The sequence below is a fragment of the Salinisphaera orenii subsp. halophila YIM 95161 genome (assembly GCF_003732545.1).
GTDB lineage: Bacteria > Pseudomonadota > Gammaproteobacteria > Nevskiales > Salinisphaeraceae > Salinisphaera > Salinisphaera orenii_A.
The window spans coordinates 23,414-39,539 of record NZ_AYKF01000068.1 but is presented as its reverse complement, the minus strand read 5'-3'; the positions used below and the strand labels follow the sequence as shown (position 1 = coordinate 39,539).

General features: G+C 68.7%; 13 protein-coding genes. 11 read left to right on the top strand and 2 right to left on the bottom strand.

From position 1 onward, the window contains the following. Positions 1 to 124 precede the first annotated feature (124 nt). From SAHL_RS06140 to SAHL_RS06130, 4 genes are all read left to right on the top strand, one after another. Positions 125 to 1,486, top strand: a complete 1,362-nt coding sequence (locus SAHL_RS06140; protein ID WP_123590521.1) for an L-lactate MFS transporter — start codon at positions 125 to 127, stop codon at positions 1,484 to 1,486. Between the two features lie 75 nt (positions 1,487 to 1,561). Beyond that, entirely contained in the window at positions 1,562 to 1,684 is a 123-nt protein-coding gene (locus SAHL_RS18325; protein ID WP_281272981.1) for a hypothetical protein, read from the top strand. Between the two features lie 76 nt (positions 1,685 to 1,760). Then, on the top strand, positions 1,761 to 4,793 hold the full coding sequence (gene fdhF / locus SAHL_RS06135) for a formate dehydrogenase subunit alpha (protein ID WP_245968412.1): 3,033 nt from the start codon (positions 1,761 to 1,763) through the stop codon (positions 4,791 to 4,793). A 39-nt stretch (positions 4,794 to 4,832) separates the two neighbouring features. Next, positions 4,833 to 5,351: a helical membrane plugin domain-containing protein gene (locus SAHL_RS06130; protein WP_123590520.1), complete on the top strand. Its 519-nt coding sequence runs from the start codon at positions 4,833 to 4,835 to the stop codon at positions 5,349 to 5,351. A 655-nt stretch (positions 5,352 to 6,006) separates the two neighbouring features. Here SAHL_RS06130 and SAHL_RS06125 read toward each other — a convergent pair. Beyond that, positions 6,007 to 6,954 carry an AEC family transporter gene (locus SAHL_RS06125; RefSeq protein WP_123590519.1) on the bottom strand — a complete coding sequence of 316 codons (948 nt, stop codon included), beginning with the start codon at positions 6,952 to 6,954 and terminating at the stop codon, positions 6,007 to 6,009. Positions 6,955 to 7,101: 147 nt separating this feature from the next. Between SAHL_RS06125 and fdhD the strand changes: the two genes are divergently transcribed. The 4 genes from fdhD to SAHL_RS06105 all read left to right on the top strand — a co-directional run bounded on the left by fdhD (position 7,102) and on the right by SAHL_RS06105 (position 11,903). Next, positions 7,102 to 7,956 (top strand): formate dehydrogenase accessory sulfurtransferase FdhD, encoded by an 855-nt coding sequence (gene fdhD / locus SAHL_RS06120; protein ID WP_123590518.1) that lies wholly within the window; start codon positions 7,102 to 7,104, stop codon positions 7,954 to 7,956. A gap of 150 nt (positions 7,957 to 8,106) precedes the next feature. Next, complete coding sequence (locus tag SAHL_RS06115; RefSeq protein WP_245968411.1) at positions 8,107 to 9,162, top strand: TAXI family TRAP transporter solute-binding subunit; 1,056 nt, start codon at positions 8,107 to 8,109, stop codon at positions 9,160 to 9,162. A gap of 21 nt (positions 9,163 to 9,183) precedes the next feature. Further along, positions 9,184 to 9,684 carry a DUF1850 domain-containing protein gene (locus SAHL_RS06110; RefSeq protein WP_123590516.1) on the top strand — a complete coding sequence of 167 codons (501 nt, stop codon included), beginning with the start codon at positions 9,184 to 9,186 and terminating at the stop codon, positions 9,682 to 9,684. A 14-nt stretch (positions 9,685 to 9,698) separates the two neighbouring features. Then, the gene (locus tag SAHL_RS06105; protein ID WP_123590515.1) at positions 9,699 to 11,903 is read left to right on the top strand and encodes a TRAP transporter permease; all 2,205 of its coding nucleotides are present in this window, start codon (positions 9,699 to 9,701) and stop codon (positions 11,901 to 11,903) included. A gap of 139 nt (positions 11,904 to 12,042) precedes the next feature. Here the strand turns inward: SAHL_RS06105 and SAHL_RS06100 are convergent, their stop codons facing one another. After that, positions 12,043 to 12,999, bottom strand: a complete 957-nt coding sequence (locus SAHL_RS06100) for a DMT family transporter (RefSeq protein WP_123590536.1) — start codon at positions 12,997 to 12,999, stop codon at positions 12,043 to 12,045. A gap of 99 nt (positions 13,000 to 13,098) precedes the next feature. Between SAHL_RS06100 and SAHL_RS06095 the strand changes: the two genes are divergently transcribed. From SAHL_RS06095 to SAHL_RS06085, 3 genes are all read left to right on the top strand, one after another. Further along, a complete protein-coding gene (locus tag SAHL_RS06095; RefSeq protein ID WP_123590514.1) occupies positions 13,099 to 14,034 on the top strand; it encodes a LysR substrate-binding domain-containing protein in 936 nt (311 codons plus the stop codon). A 136-nt stretch (positions 14,035 to 14,170) separates the two neighbouring features. Next, entirely contained in the window at positions 14,171 to 14,803 is a 633-nt protein-coding gene (gene upp / locus SAHL_RS06090) for a uracil phosphoribosyltransferase (protein ID WP_123590535.1), read from the top strand. Positions 14,804 to 14,863: 60 nt separating this feature from the next. Continuing rightward, positions 14,864 to 16,120 (top strand): uracil-xanthine permease family protein, encoded by a 1,257-nt coding sequence (locus tag SAHL_RS06085; RefSeq protein ID WP_123590513.1) that lies wholly within the window; start codon positions 14,864 to 14,866, stop codon positions 16,118 to 16,120. Positions 16,121 to 16,126 lie beyond the last annotated feature (6 nt).

The following is a 16,126-nucleotide window of genomic DNA, read 5'->3' as shown; positions in this document are numbered from 1 at the left end:
CCGGTCTCGGGTTGCACGGCGGGGTTAGACTTTCGTGCGATACATGCGCGCTACATGCAGTCTGAGTGGTAGGCTTCGGTCGCGCGCAATCGTTTGCCGCGCCCACTGACCACCGGGGGAAATCATGGCCGGATTCTTCGACAAGTCCAGCATCGTCGCCAAGCCCGGCTTCAATCGCTGGATGGTGCCGCCCGCGGCACTGTGCATTCACCTGTGCATCGGCCAGGTGTACGCGTTCTCCGTGTTCAAGCTGCCGCTGACGCGTGTCGTCGGCGTGAGCGAATCGGCGGCGGCGGACTGGTCGCAGCCGACGCTGGCTTGGATCTTCTCGCTGGCGATCGCCGTGCTGGGGCTGGCCGCGGCCTTCGGCGGGCAGTGGCTCGAGCGCGTCGGGCCGCGCAAGGCGATGGCGCTGGCCGCGTGCTGCTTCGGCGGCGGCTTCATCATTTCGGCCTTCGGCGTCTGGACGCATCAGATCTGGCTGATCTATCTGGGCTACGGCGTACTCGGCGGCATCGGTCTGGGCATCGGCTACATCTCGCCGGTCTCCACGCTCATCAAGTGGTTTCCCGACCGCCCGGGGCTGGCGACCGGCATGGCGATCATGGGCTTCGGCGGCGGTGCGATGATCGGCTCGCCGCTGGCCACCTCGCTCATGGCCTTCTTCGACGGGCCCGAGTCGGTCGGCGTCGGCTCGACGTTCGTGGCCATGGGCGTGATCTACTTTCTGTTCATGATGATCGGCGCGCTGATCGTGCGCATACCGGCCGAGGGCTGGAAGCCGGCGGGCTTCGATCCGGAGGCCCAGGGCCAGCAGAGCCGCATGATCACGCGCCACCACGTGCACGTGAGCCAGTCCATGCGCACCCCGCAGTTCTATCTGATCTGGCTGGTGCTGTTTCTCAACGTCACCGCCGGCATCGCGCTGCTGGAGCAGGCCTCGCCCATGGCCCAGGAGATGGTCGGCGTGAGTTCGGCCGCGGCGGCCGGCTTCGTGGGCGTGCTGTCGATCTTCAACATGGCCGGGCGTTTCTTCTGGGCGTCGCTGTCCGATTACATCGGCCGCAAGATGACCTACATCTGTTTCTTCGTGATTGGGATGGCGCTCTATGCGCTGGTGCCCAACGTGGCGGCGGCCGGCAACATCGTGCTGTTCGTGCTCGCCGCCTGCATCATCGTGTCCATGTACGGCGGCGGCTTCGCGACCGTGCCCGCCTACCTGCGGGACATCTTCGGCACGATGCACGTCGGGGCCATTCACGGCCGGCTGCTCACGGCCTGGTCCGCGGCCGGCGTCGTCGGCCCCGTGCTGCTCAACCAGCTGCGCGAGGGGCGCATCGAATCGGGCGTCGCGCCCGCCGATGCCTACACCACGACGCTCTATGTCATGGTCGCGCTGCTGGCCGCGGGACTGGTCTGCAACCTGCTGGTGCGTCCGGTTGCCGAAAAGCATCACTACCAGGGTGATCCGGATGACGCGGCCTGACGGGCCGGTGCGGTCGAGGCCGCCCGGGTCGTTGTTTCTACGGATTGAATCGTCTGCATCCTGCAGGAGAGACTGATGAGCGAACACAGCACCACGCCGACATGGCAGGTCGCGGGCCTCTGGGCCATGGTGACCCTGCCCGCGCTCTGGGGATTCATCGAAACATTGAGCGGCGCGCTGCGCCTGTTCACCGGCTAGCGGCGCCGCACCCGGTCCCGACCGGCCGGCGGCGGCCGGGCGATCGCAGCCCGGAGGCGCCGGGCACGCGTGATGCATGGCCCAGACCAGTGGCAACCAGGAGACGCAGATGGACGACGTCGCCGAGCGGATCGAGATCACCGTCGACGGCCGCGCCGTCGAGGTCGAGACCGGGCAGCTGCTGCCCGATGCCCTGGAGGCCGCCGGGCTGTATCTGCCGCATCTGTGTTACCACCCGAGCCTCGGGCCGCTGCAGACCTGCGATACCTGTTTCGTCGAGGTCGACGGCAACCTGGTGCGCGGCTGCGGGGTCACGGTCAAGCCGGGCCTCGAGGTCGGGCTGGACACGGACACCGCCGAGCGCGCCCGCCGCGAAGGCATCGATCGGGTGGTGTCCAACCACGATCTGTACTGCTCGGTCTGCGACAACAACAACGGCAACTGCGACGTGCACAACACCGTGCGCGACATGCAGGTGCCGGGTCAGCGCTACGAGTTTCGCGGCAAGCCGTACGAGAAGGACTACTCCAACCCCTTCTACATCTACGACCCGGACCAGTGCATCCTCTGCGGACGCTGTGTGGAGGCCTGCCAGAACCTGCAGGTCAACGAAACGCTGTCGATCGACTGGGACCGCGACCGCCCGCGGGTGATCTGGGACGACGACGTCGCCATCGAGGACTCGTCCTGCGTGTCCTGCGGCCACTGCGTGACCGTCTGCCCCTGCAACGCGTTGATGGAAAAGACCGCGATCGGCCGGATGGGGCCGATGACCGCACTCTCGCCGCAGTCCCTTAGCGGCTATCGGGAACTCGGTCGTGCGGCCATCGATCTGGTCAAGACCGCCGAGCACACCACCGGCTTCGGCCCGATCTTCGCCGTCTCCGAGGTCGACGCGGCCATGCGCGAGACCGAGCTCAAGCGCACCAAGACCGTGTGCACCTACTGCGGGGTGGGCTGTTCCTTCGAGATGTGGACCCGCGGGCGCGAGCTGCTCAAGGTCCAGCCGCAGCCGGAGGCGCCGGCCAACGGCGTCTCCACCTGCATCAAGGGCAAGTTCGGCTGGGGCCACATCAACAGCGAGCACCGTCTGACCAAGCCGCTGATCCGCGACAACGGCGCCTTCCGCGAGGCCGAGTGGGACGAGGCCTATGCGCTGATCGCGCGCCGCTTCGGCGAGATCAGAGGCGAGTCCGGTCCGGACTCGCTGGCCTTCATCGCCTCCTCCAAGTGCACGAACGAGGAGGCGTACCTGATGCAGAAGCTCGCGCGTGCGGTGATCGGCACCAACAACATCGACAACTGCTCGCGCTACTGCCAGGCCCCGGCCACCGAAAGCCTCTGGCGCACGGTGGGCTTCGGCGCCGACACCGGCTCGATCGCCGATCTGGAGGCCGCCGAGCTGCTGCTGATCGTGGGCTCGAACACGGCCGAGAGCCATCCGGTGATCGCCACCCGCATGAAGCGGGCCGCCAAGCTCCACGGCCAGAAGCACATCGTGGCCGACTTGCGCGTCAACGAGATGGCCGAGCGCGCGGACCTGCACATCCGCCCCGAGCCGGGTACGGATCTCATCTGGCTCAACGCCGTGGCCAAGTACATCCTCGACAACGGCCACGCCGACATGGACTTCATCAACGACCATGTCGACTGTTTCGAGGATTATCGGGACAGCCTGGCGAAGTTCACCTTCGAGTTCGCGGCCGAGCGTACCGGGCTGTCACAGGACGAGCTGCAGGCGATCGCCGATAACATAATCGCGGCGAAGACCGTCTGCGGCGTGTGGGCGATGGGCGTGACCCAGCACACCATGGGCGCCGACACCGCCACCGCCCTCTGCAACCTGCTGGTGCTCACCGGCAACGTCGAACGCTTCGGCACCGGCGGCTACCCCATGCGCGGCCATAACAATGTCCAGGGCACCAGCGACTTCGGCTGCATGCCGGACCGGCTGCCGGGCTACGACTTCATCACCGACGACGGCATTCGCCGCCAGTACGAACAGGCCTGGGGCGTCGATCTGACCACCCGCAAGGGGCTGAACAACCACGAGATGGTCAATACGATCCACGACGGCGATCTCAGGTCGCTGTACGTGATCGGCGAGGACATGGGGATCGTGGATTCCGACGCCCTGCACGTGCAGTCGGCCTTCGAGAAGCTCGACTTCTTTGTCGTGCAGGATATCTTCTTCACCCGTACCTGCGAGTTCGCTGACGTGGTGCTGCCGGCCAGCCCCTCGGTGGAGAAGGAGGGCACCTTCACCAACACCGAGCGGCGCATCCAGCGCCTCTACGAGGTGTTTCCGCCGCTCGGCGACTCCCGACCGGACTGGCGCATCATCACCGAGCTGGCCAACGCGCTCGGCGCGGACTGGCGCTACGATCACCCGAGCGAGATCATGGCCGAGTCGACGTCGCTGTGCGACCTGATGTCGGGCGTGACCTACGAGCGGCTGGCCGGTTTCGGCTCCCAGCAGTGGCCCGTGCGCGAGAAGGGCGCCAGCGGCGCCGAGCGGCTGTACAACGACAGCACCTTCCATTTCAAGGACGGCAACGCCCGCTTCCATCCGGTGGACTGGACCGAGCCGACCGACCAGGTCGACGCCGAGTACGATCTGCATCTGAACAACGGTCGCCTGCTGGAGCATTTCCACGAAGGCAATCTCACCGACGAGACGCCGGGGATCGTGTTCAAGATCTCGCAGGCGTTCGTGGAGGTGTCGCCGGATCTCGCCGCCGAGCGCGGGGTGCAGCCGGGCTCGATCGTGCGGCTGGTGTCGCGGCGCGGTGCGATCAAGGTGGCCGTCGAGGTCACCGACCGCGTGTCCGGGCATCAGCTGTATATGCCCATGCACGGGCGCGCCAACAGCGAGGCCATCAACGTGCTCACGAGCTTCGAGGCCGACAAGGACACCGATACCCCGGCCTACAAGGAGCTCGCGGTGCGCATGGAGGTGCTCTCGGCCGACGGCACGCCGCCGCTCAAGGCCAACAACCAGCGCAATCAGCCGCGGCATCCGACCAGCGGTGTCGAGGTCGGCCGCAAGTGGGATCGCGACGACTATCGACGGCCGCCGAAACCGCGGCCGACCGGCAGCGGGCTCTAGGCCACGCAGGCGCCACTCAGCGAATCGAGGCACGTACCGATGGCAGAACAGATCCAGTACCGGCCGGCCGATGCGAAGCGCTTCCGGTCCGAGACCGAATCCGAGATGGCGCAGTTCGAAAGTCGCGTCGCCGAGATCAACGGTCTGCTCGACGAGCTCTACGAGTCCGGCGTGATCCGCTGGCTCAAGGATTTCACGGGTGCCATGCCCGAGATTTCCACCATCGCGCTCGAAGGCATGAACACGCCGCAGGGCCGGGCCGGTTTCCGCAATCTGCTCGTGCTCGCCCAGCAGCTCGGGCGCATCGATCCCGATCGGCTCGAGCGCACGCTGGCCGCGGCCCAGGTCGGGCTCGACAAAGCCGGCGAACCGGCTGACGAGAACACGCCCTACAATCCGCCGGGCATGACCGGCGTGTTCAAGCTGATGCACGATAAGGAACTCTGGTCGGCCCTGGCTCCCCTGATCGCCGGCGCCAAGGCCTTCTCGGCGGCGCGTCGCGAACAGGCCGAGGGATCCGAGCAGACGGAGACCAAGCCCGAGCCGGGCGAGACCTGAGCCGCGGGGCGCGCCGCGTGCGCCGGGCCGTGGCCTGTCGATGCCATAAGCGCAGGTCGCGTTGCCGCCGGGCGCCGCGATTCCGTCGACCGTGCAGATCGGGCCGGGTCGTTCCCGGAGCGTTCCTGGGTCGGCCGGCGTCACGCTGGTGACCGAACGCGGGCACCGTCCGAAGGGCGGGACGATATCCCGTCAACCGGCATTGACGATTCTTCGTGCCGCGGGCTGCATTCAGGTGGCGCCTTTCCCCGGCATACCCGAACAGGCGCCGGTGCGGTCGGAGGTGGCAAATGGGAACGAAGGGTCGGGGCACCCGCGCGCAACCCGCCGCGGACTGCGTGAACTGAACGGACCGCTGTGGCTCAGATCGGCGGTCAGGGCCTGTTGGCACGTCATACGCGCCGCGCCAGGGGCTGTGGCCCGGGAAGACGAGGCGTCGTGCGCGCCACGCCGTCACGCGCGCCAGCGTGCGGCAACGCTGGGTGGCCGCGCGACAGCGCTTGGCCCGTCGGGTTGGGGCGCCCATGAAAATCAACCATGCGCGGCCCGCGACGTCGCCAGTCTTCGTCGTGGCTCGCCACGATCGGCGACTCGCACCTTGCCGCCCACGACGTGCGGTTGCCGACGCGGCGCTCGTGTGACGTGTCGTCAGGCTCTAGATCAGTCCCGCGAGGCGTAGGCCGAAGACGCCGCCGGTCATGGTGATGCTGGCGGCCAGGGTCGTTACCGCGACGATGTTGGCGGCGAGCTTCGCGTTGCCGCCCATGGCCTGCACCATGATGAAGCTGGCCGCCGCCGTGGGCGCCGAGAAATACAGGAACAGCAGCCCCAACTCCCGGCCTGCGAAGCCGCACAGCCAGGCCACGAAGGTGGCCAGCGCCGGAAAGATCACCATCTTGATCATGGCCGCGCCGAAGGCGATGCCGCGGGCCTCGTAGAGCGCGCCGAGCGACAGCGTGCCGCCGATGCAGATCAGCGCCAGCGGCAGCGTGAGCCCGGCGAAATACTCGCCCGAGGTCATCAGCCAGTCCGGCAGCGACAGGCCGCTGGCGGCCACCGGTATCGCGACCACCGTGGCCAGGATCAGGGGGTTGGTGGCGATGCCGCGGCCGATGCTGCGCCAGTCCGCCGGCTGGCCCGGCTGATACCAGCTCAGCACGATCACCGAAAGCACGTTATAGAGCAGGATCACCAGCCCCACCAGGATGCCGCCGGCGGACAGGCCCCAGTCGCCGTACATGCTCGCGGCCAGCGCGAAGCCCATGATGCCGCAGTTGCCACGAAAGGCCCCCTGGACGTAGACACCCCGCTCGGCCTCGGGCACGCGCCACAGCGCCCAGCCCCAGGTCAGCGCGAAGCTGGCCACGGTCGCCAGCGCGAAGTAGGCCATCAGGTCCGGCAGAAAGGCGGTGGCGAGATCCGCCTTGACGATGCTCACGAAGATCAGCGCCGGCATGCAGATCTTGAACACCAGCGCCGAGGCGGTGCCGATGAAGCGGTCGTCGATCCAGCCGGCGCGGCGGAGCACGATCCCGGCGAACACCATCAGAAAGACCGGTAGCGTGATGTTGATCGACTGGAAGAAGACGTCGGACAGGGCCATGGGCGCGCGGGGTCGGCTGACGGGGCGTGGCGCGGCCGGCAGTCATCGGCGCGGGCACGCGAGGACCGCGCATTGTAGCCGTGCGCGTTGCTGTGCGATACATGAACCCGCGTGCCGGGCGCCCGGCGCATCGGTTACCGTAAGGTGATGAACGCGATCGACGATCTCCCTTACCGCTCCGACGCCGAGACACGCGACGACGCCTCGCGGCAGAAGGCCACCATCCAGGCCTATGCCGACGGCGAGCTCGCCGCCTGCGACGACCATCTGGCGGTCGAACGGGCGCTGGAGATCCATGTCGCCGGGGCCGATCCGCTGATCACCATGCGTACCCCCGGCGCCGATCGGGAACTGGTGGCGGGGCTGATGCACGGCGAGGGCGTGGTGCGTTCGCCTGCGGACATCGTCTATCTCAAGCCCGCGCCCGGCGAGGCCGATGTGATGCGCCTGATGCTCAAACCCGAGGCGCGCGGCCGGCTGGACCGAATCGAGCGCAACACGCTGGCCACCAGTGCCTGCGGGGTCTGCGGCAAGCCGAGCTTCTCGCCGCCGCGCCCCGGTCGCGGCCGGGCGAGCGAGACGCCGGCGCCGGTACTCGACCCGCAGCTGCTGCTGTCGCTGCCGGACCGGCTGCGCGCGGATCAGGGCGTGTTCGAATCCACCGGCGGGCTGCATGCCGCGGGGCTGTTCGATGCCCGCGGCGAGCTGATCGCCCTGCGCGAGGATGTCGGCCGGCACAACGCGCTCGACAAGCTGGTGGGCTGGGCGCTGCTGAACGACCGGCTGCCGTTGTCCGATCACATCCTGCTGCTGTCCGGCCGGGCCAGCTACGAACTGCTGCAGAAGAGCGTGATGGCGGGCCTGCCGGTGGTCTGCGCGATCTCCGCGCCGAGCAGCTACGCGGTGTCGCTGGCGCGCGATTTCGACATCACGCTGGTCGGTTTCCTGCGCGCGAACCGCTTCAACGTCTACGCCGGCGACTGGCGGCTGACGGCCGGCTGACCAGCCTATGCCACCATGGCCGCATTGCGGACGGCGGCGCCCGGCTGGTACACAGACGGCGTCGAATCCGATCGGTACGCGGGCCGTGCCGATCATCAACGCATCATAACGAGGTGAAACATGGGGAATCGCGTCTGGAAACCGGCTGTGATGACGGCCATCGCCGCCGTACTGCTTGTCGGCTGCGGCAGCGGCGGGGGCGACGACGAGACCGCCTCGGCGGATGCGTCCAACGGCTCGGACGGGGCCAGCGAGCCGGTCAACCTCATCTTCGGCACCGGCGGCACGTCGGGCAGCTACTATCCCATCGGCGGCGCGCTCAAGGGCGTGTTCGAGGCCAGCGACGCCGTGGATAACGTGCAGGTGGTGTCGACCGGTGCGTCGGTGCAGAACATCAACAACATCGAGGACGGCACCAACCAGATCGCGCTGGTGATGAGCGATGTCGCCTATGACGCAATCAACGGCCAGAACCAGTTCGAGGATCGCGAGGCCGACATCAAGACCATCGCCGGGCTGTATCCCAACGTGGTCCAGATCGTGGCCACCGCGGACAGCGACATCGAGAGTGTGGCCGACATGGAAGGCAAGCGCATCGGCGTGGGCAAGGTCGGCTCCGGCGTCGAAGCCAGCGCCAAGAAGGTGATCGAGGCGGCCGGCATGACCTACGACGATCTCGGCAAGGTCAGCCACACCGGCTACGCGGACAGCGTCACCGAGATGGGCAACGGCAATCTGGACGCGGCGTTCTTCACCTCGGGCGTGCCCAACTCGAGCATCACCGGGCTGATGCAGAACACCGAGGTCAACTTCATCGAAGTCGACGGCGACACCGCCTCGAAACTGCTGGACAAGTATCCGTACTACGAGGAATACGAGATCCCGGCGAATGCGGCCGAGCGCTACGATCTGGACGAGGCCGTGAATACGGTCGCCATCCGCAACATCCTGATCGTGCCCGGCTCGATGGAGTCCAGGGTGTCCGAGGAGCTCGCCAGCCGTCTCTATGACTACCTGGGCACCGACAAGGTCTCGGTGGGCGCGCTCAAGGGCTTCGACCGCAGCACCATGGGTCAGGATCTCGTGGTACCGCTGGCCGACGGCGCCAAGACGTTCTACGAGCCGAACGGCGACAGCGAGGATTCCGGCGACGAGGGCGATACCTCCTCGTCCGACGACAGCGACAATAGCGACGACAGCGCCTGATCGCGGGCGGGGCCGGCCGGCATGCGCCTGCGGCCGGTCGGCCTCGTCGGTGTCGCGGCCCTGCTCATCCTGGCGGCCGTCGCACTGCTCTGGCCGCGGCCCTGGTTGGTGGTTCGCCACGACGGCGTGATTCGCGCGGCCTTCGCCGGCGGCGAGGGTGCGCGCTTCGCGCTGCGCTGGACGCATTCCGTGGAGAAGGAGGCGTGGATCGAGGCGTTCGTGGTGCGGGACGGTGCGATCGAGCTCGTGTCCACCCGTTTCAAGACCTTCGGTGCGGGCGTGCCGGCCGCCGCCGGTCGGCGCACCACGCTGGAGGACGGTTGGGTGGTGATGCACGACATCCACCGCATCGTCGATCCGCTGGCCGTCCAGGCCGCCGCCGCCGAGGATTACAGCCTCCGCCACGACGGCCACTGGCATGCCCTGTCCACGCCGGGGAAGAAGCCGATCCTGGTGATCGAAAACAGGCGGTTGCCGTTGTATCGTGTGCTGCCGGCGCTGATTGCGCGCTGTTCCGGATGAGGTAGGCCCGCTCCATGAATACGTCCGATCGCCGCGATGCCGTGGCAGACGATGCGCCCGAGCCGGACAGCGCCGCGCGCGAGACGCTCGAGAAATACGACCGCGAGAGCCTCGTGCGCCACCGCCTGCCGGGTATCGTCATGCAGGGTGTGGTGGCGGCCTGCGTGCTGCTCGGCCTGTTCCATCTCTACACCTCGTTCGCCGGTCCGCTGGTCGACGTGGTCCAGCGCAGCATCCATCTCTACACGCTGCTGGCGCTGACCTTCGTCCTGTTCCCGCTGACCCGCAGCAGCCCGCGCGACCGGGTGCCCTGGCTGGACGCGCTGCTGGCGCTGGCGGCCTTCGCCATCGGCGTCTACATGCTGTTCGCGGCCGACCGGGTGATTGCTTCGGCGGGACGGATCACCAATCTCGACATGGCGGTCGGTTTCGCCGCGGTGCTGCTGGTCATCGACGCCGCGCGCCGGGTGACGGGCTGGGGGCTGCCGGGTCTGGCCCTGATCTTTCTGGGCTACGCCTTCTACGCCAAGCTCTCGCTGTATTCGGTGCTCAACGCCGACATCGTGCTGGCCACGTCGCGCCAGATCATGTCGCATCTGGTCTATATCACCGAAGGGCTGCTGGGTACGGCGATCGCGGTGTCGGCCAGCTACATCATCCTGTTCATTCTCTTCGGCGCCTTTCTGGTCAAGTCGGGGCTCGGCCAGCTGTTCAACGATCTCGCCCTGGCGGTGGCCGGGCCCTCGCGCGGCGGCCCGGCCAAGGTGGCCGTGGTCGCCAGCGGTTTTCTCGGCTCGATCAACGGCTCGGCCATCGCCAACGTGGTCACGACCGGCGCGTTCACGATCCCGCTGATGAAACGCACCGGCTACAAGGCGAACTTCGCCGGCGCGGTGGAGGCGGCCTCCAGCGTGGGCGGCCAGATTCTGCCGCCGATCATGGGCGCGGCGGCCTTCATCATGGCCGAGGTGCTGGGCGTGCCCTACACCCAGGTGATGCTCGCGGGCATCATCCCGGCGCTGCTGTTCTATCTCGGCATCCTGTTCCAGGTCCATCTGCGGGCACTGCGCAACGGCCTGTCCGGCATCCCGCGCTCGGAACTGACGCCGCTCAGCGACGTCATGCTCAAGCGCGGCCATCTGCTGCTGCCGATGGTGATCCTGCTGTGGCTCATCTTCGAGGGCTATGCGCCGTTCTTCGCCGCTTTCTGGTCCATCGCGGCGACGGTTCTGATCTGCGGCACCTGGCGTCTGGTCGCGGCTCTGTCCGCGGTGCTGGCCGCGCTCGTTCTCGAGCCGCAGATTCTGGCCGTGATCGACGGGCGGGCGATGCCGGGCCTGCCGGCGAGCCGGCTCTGGCTTTTCGCCATCATTGCGCTGCCCGCGGCGATCAACGCCGTGCGCTCGCGCCTGCCGGTGACCTCCGAGGTCATGGATCTGGCCGCCTGTCGCGACGCCATGACCGAAGGCGTGCGCAACGCCATCCCCGTGGCCATCGCCTGCGCGGCGGTGGGCGTGATCGTCGGTGTGGCCACGCTGACCGGCATCGCCCTGGACGCGGCCGATGCCGTGGTGACCATGGGCGAGGCGATCCCGTTCGACATGCTGCGCCTGCTGGTCACGCTGGCGCTGACGATGGCGGCGTCGATCGTGCTGGGCATGGGGCTGCCGAGCATTCCCTGCTACATCATCACCTCGACCATGGCCGCGCCCATCCTGCTGGAACTGCCGTTGTTCCGGGAGCTGGCCGGTTCGAACGACACCGCGATCTTCGTCGCGCACATGTTCGTGTTCTACTTCGGCATATTCGCGAATCTCACGCCGCCGGTCGCACTGGCGGCCTACGCCGGCTCGGGGATCTCCGGCGGCTCGCCCAACGCCACCGGTGTGCAGGCCATGAAGCTGGCGATCGCCGGCTTTGTCGTGCCCTATATGTTCGTGTTCGCCCACAGCATGCTCATGATCGACGCCACCTGGCTCAACGTGACTGCCGTGGCTCTGACCGGCGCGCTCGGCGTCGGCCTGCTGGCGGTGGCGGTCGAGGGCTATCTGCGGGCGCCGCTCGGCGTGTTCTGGCGGCTGCTGGCGCTGGTCGGCGCGCTCGCGCTGATCTATCCGGGGCTGATCAGCGATGCCGTCGGCGCCGTCGTGGCGGTGGCGCTGCTCATGGTGCGCGGCGGTGCCGGCGGTGCGCGCCCGGCGGGCGCCTCGTCGGCCTAGCCGCGGCCCGGTCGCGACACGCCGGCCAGGGCGACTCCAAAGCGGCGGCGCCGGAACCCGGCGGTCGTGGACAATTCGCCGTCGCGGCTCGTCCCCCGCACGGCTGCGGGACGCCTCGCGCCCCGGCGACTCGGGCGCCTCAGGCCGGGTCGCGCGTGCGCCGGGTCGGGGCGCTGACGAGAACCACCCCCGCGAGGATGGCAATACCGCCGAGCACGAAGTTGGCGGTCAGCGGGTCGCCGAGCAGGAGGGCTCCGAACAGGACGCCGAACACCGGCGACAGGAAGGAGAACACGCCCAGCCGGGAGGCCAGATACCGCCGCAGCAGCGCGAACCAGAGCAGGAGCATGCCGAAGGCGATGCCCAGCGTCTGGAAGCTCATGCTCGCGAGCATGAGCGGCGTCACGCGGATCGTCGACAGGTCGCCGAACAGCCCGGCGACGACTACCAGTGCGACTCCGGCGATGGTGAGCTGGTAGGACAGCGTCAGCACCGGGCGCTCCTCCGACAGACGCGTCGTCCGGATGACGATCGTGGTCGCCGCCCAGCCCAGGCCGGCCAGCGTGCCCAGCAGATCGCCGATGATCAATCCGGCCACGTCAGTGCCGTTCGAATTCTGCCAGGGCGCCATCGCGCAGACGATGCCCGCGAAGGCCAGGGCGATGCCGGCCCAGTGGCGCGGGCCGAGCTGTTCGCCGGGTACCAGGAAATGCAGCCCGAGCGCGGCGAAGATGGGGGCGGTGTAGAGAAACACCGACATGTGCGAGGCCGTGGTGTAGCCCAGCCCCAGGGCCACGAGGCTGAATTCGCAGGCGAAGCCGATGCCGGCGGCCACACCCGGCCAGAACACCGCGCGGGCGTGGGTCGGACGCACGCCGCGGGCCCAGGCGACGCCGACGACGAGCACCGCGGCAAGCAGCGACCGGATGCCGATCTGCGCCAGCGGTGCGATGTCCGCGGCCACGGCCTTGATCGCCACCTGCTGCAGCCCCAGTGCGGCGCAGAACACGAGCATCAGCAGGCTGCCCTGCGCATCGAGCGCGCGGCGCGTAGCGGGGGCGGCATCGGTTGGCGAGGCGGTGGTTGCGCGGGTCATGCGGCGGGCCGTGGCGAAAAGACGCGCCCAGTGGATCACCCGGCGCCCGGGGCGGCAAACGATTAAACTGCGGGTTCAGGCTCAGGAAAACGCAACGCCATGCCCGCGCGACTGCCGCTCAACGCTCTCCGCGCCTTCGCCGCCGCCGCGCGTCACGAGAGCTTCAGGGCCGCGGCCGACGAGATGAATGTCAGTCCGGGGGCGATCAGCCGCCAGGTCCGGCAGCTGGAGACGTATCTCAACGCGCCGGTCTTCGAGCGCTTCGCCCACGGGGTCGCCCTGACCGCACGCGGCCGCCGGCTGGCCGATGAGGTCGAGTCCGCACTGGCGCGGCTGGCGGCCGGCGTCGACCGCGCCCGGGTCGCGGACGCCCCGGCGATGGCGCTGACCGTGAGCGCCTCGCCGTCGCTCATCCAACACTGGCTGCTGCCGCGGCTGGCCGACTTCGAGGCCCGTCACCCCGATATCGATCTCGCCCTCGAGGCGAGCCCCGCGCTGATCGAGCCGGACTGGAGCCCGGATCGTGCCCAGCTGGCGATCCGCTACGGCCAGGGGCCGTGGCCGGGCGTGCGCAGCCGCTCGCTGATGACCGAGACCGTGTTCCCGGTCTGCGCGCCGACGCTGCTCGAGCACGGGCCGCCGCTCGAGCAGCCGGCCGACCTGGCCCGGCACCGGCTCCTGCACGTCACCTGGCTGTCGCATCAGGCGGAGCTGTTTCCGGGCTGGCGGCAGTGGCTGGAGGCGGCCGGTGCCCCGCAGGTGCCGGTGGCCGTGCGCCGGCGTTACTCACTGTTCGGCATGGCCCTGGATCAGGCCATCGCCGGGCGCGGCGTGGCCCTGGCGACCAGCGTGCTGGCCGCGGACCGGATCGCCAGCGGCGTGCTGGTGCCGCCGTTCGGGACGCGATACCGGCTGGCCTCGCCGTTCACCTATGAGCTGCTGCTGCCGGCGCGTGGCGAGCCGCCGCCGCCCGCCGCGGGGTTCATCGACTGGCTGCTCGAGCAGGCCGCGGCCTTCACGACCGGGGCGCCGTGAGCGGCGGCGCGGCGATGGTGGCATGGCGATTGCGGCATGGCGTTGTAGCATGAGCGCGGGCGGCCGCCGGCGGCGGTTCGCGGCGACGCGCCGTCTGCCGCCCGATGCCCGCACAGACACCAGGGAGAGCCCGGCCATGGACGACAACGTCACCGTCATCAATCATCCGCTGATCGCGCACAAACTCACGCTCATGCGCCGCAAGACGGCGTCCACGCAGAAATTCCGCAGCCTGCTGCGCGAGATCGCCCATCTGCTGACCTACGAGATCACCCGCGATCTGGAGTTGACCACCGAGCGTATCGAAACGCCGATGGAAGAGATGGACGCGCCGCGGCTGGCGGGCAAGAAGCTGTGCTTCGTGTCGATTCTGCGCGCGGGCAACGGCCTGCTGGAGGGGATGGTGGAGCTGCTGCCCTCGGCGCGGGTGGGCCACATCGGCATGTTCCGCGACCCGGAGTCGCTGGAGGCGGTCGAGTACTACTGCAAGGTGCCGGCGGACATCGGCGAGCGCCGGGTGATCGTGGTCGACCCGATGCTGGCGACCGGCAATTCGGCCATCGCCGCGCTCACCCATCTGAAGAAACAGGGCGCGCGCCAGATCAAGTTCCTGTGCCTGCTGGCCGCGCCCGAGGGTGTGGCGGCCCTGCGCGAAGCTCATCCGGACGTGCCCGTGTTCACCGCCGCCCTCGACGAGCGGCTCGACGAACACGGCTATATCCGGCCGGGGCTGGGTGACGCCGGCGATCGCATGTACGGCACCAAGTAGACCGATCACAGCAGCACGGCCGGCTTCGACCGGCCGGATGGATCCACTCCGGGGGAAGACATGGCGAATACGCTCGAGGCCGGCGCCAACGATTATCGCTTCAGGCTGCGCGACGGGCTGCTGGGGGCCCAGATGCTGTTCGTGGCCTTCGGCTCGCTGGTGCTGGTGCCGCTGCTCACCGGGCTCGATCCGAACGTGGCGCTGTTCACGGCCGGCCTGGGCACGCTGGTCTTCCAGGTCGTCACCCGCGGTCGCGTGCCGGTGTTTCTCGGGTCGTCGTTCGCCTTCATCGCGCCGATCCTCTACGGGGTCGAGACCTGGGGCATACCGGGCACGCTGTGCGGCCTGATCGCGGCGGGGCTGGTCTACATCGCGCTGAGTCTGGTCATCCGCTGGCGCGGCGTGGGCGTGATCACGCGCCTGCTGCCGCCGATCGTCACCGGCCCGGTGATCATGGTCATCGGGCTGGTTCTGGCGCCGGTGGCGGTGAATCTGGCTACGGGACACAACGGCGACGGCACCGACGTGCTGGTCGCCGAGCCGCTGGCGCTGGTGGCAGCCGGCGTGTCGCTCGCGGTGACCGTGGCCGTGTCGCTGCTGGGGCGCGGTTTCCTCTCGCTGGTGCCGATTCTCTGCGGCGTGCTCGCCGGTTACCTGGTCAGCCTGCCCCTGGGGCTGGTGGATCTGGCGGCCATCGCCGAGGCGCCGTGGTTCGCGGCGCCGGAATTCGTCGCCCCGAGCTGGAACGGGCAGGCCGTGCTGTACATGATACCGGTGGCGATCGCCCCGGCGATCGAGCATTTCGGCGACATCATCGCCATCCGTTCGGTCACCGGGCGCGACTATCTCAAGGACCCGGGTGTGGATCGCACCATGCTCGGCGACGGCCTGGCGACCTCGCTGGCCGGCTTCATGGGCGGGCCGCCCAACACCACCTACTCGGAGGTCACCGGCGCGGTGACGCTGACGCGCGCCTTCAATCCGGCGCTGATGACCTGGGCCGCGGGCTTCGCCATCGCCTTTGCCTTCGTCGGCAAGCTGGGGGCGCTGCTGGCCAGCATTCCGACGCCGGTGATGGGCGGCATCATCGTGCTGCTGTTCGGCGCGATCGTGGTCGTGGGCATGAACAGCCTGATGCGCTCCGGCGAGGATCTCACCGAGCCGCGCAATCTCGCCGTGGTCGGACTGGTCCTGATCACCGGCATCGGCGGGCTGAGCTTCTCGGCGGGCGATTTCACGCTGGAGGGCATCGCGCTCGCCGGCGTGCTCGGCGTGGTGCTGAATCTCGTTTTGCCGCAGACGCGCCGCGGCGACTGAGGCGAC

Coding starts and splice junctions, on each gene's coding strand:
- SAHL_RS06110 (WP_123590516.1), top strand. CDS start 9,184: ATGCGCCTGCGGCCGGTCGGCCTCGTCGGTGTCGCGGCCCTGCTCATC.
- SAHL_RS06140 (WP_123590521.1), top strand. CDS start 125: ATGGCCGGATTCTTCGACAAGTCCAGCATCGTCGCCAAGCCCGGCTTC.
- SAHL_RS06085 (WP_123590513.1), top strand. CDS start 14,864: ATGGCGAATACGCTCGAGGCCGGCGCCAACGATTATCGCTTCAGGCTG.
- SAHL_RS06130 (WP_123590520.1), top strand. CDS start 4,833: ATGGCAGAACAGATCCAGTACCGGCCGGCCGATGCGAAGCGCTTCCGG.
- SAHL_RS06095 (WP_123590514.1), top strand. CDS start 13,099: ATGCCCGCGCGACTGCCGCTCAACGCTCTCCGCGCCTTCGCCGCCGCC.
- SAHL_RS06125 (WP_123590519.1), bottom strand. CDS start 6,954: ATGGCCCTGTCCGACGTCTTCTTCCAGTCGATCAACATCACGCTACCG.
- SAHL_RS18325 (WP_281272981.1), top strand. CDS start 1,562: ATGAGCGAACACAGCACCACGCCGACATGGCAGGTCGCGGGCCTCTGG.
- SAHL_RS06115 (WP_245968411.1), top strand. CDS start 8,107: ATGACGGCCATCGCCGCCGTACTGCTTGTCGGCTGCGGCAGCGGCGGG.
- upp (WP_123590535.1), top strand. CDS start 14,171: ATGGACGACAACGTCACCGTCATCAATCATCCGCTGATCGCGCACAAA.
- fdhF (WP_245968412.1), top strand. CDS start 1,761: ATGGCCCAGACCAGTGGCAACCAGGAGACGCAGATGGACGACGTCGCC.
- fdhD (WP_123590518.1), top strand. CDS start 7,102: ATGAACGCGATCGACGATCTCCCTTACCGCTCCGACGCCGAGACACGC.
- SAHL_RS06100 (WP_123590536.1), bottom strand. CDS start 12,999: ATGACCCGCGCAACCACCGCCTCGCCAACCGATGCCGCCCCCGCTACG.
- SAHL_RS06105 (WP_123590515.1), top strand. CDS start 9,699: ATGAATACGTCCGATCGCCGCGATGCCGTGGCAGACGATGCGCCCGAG.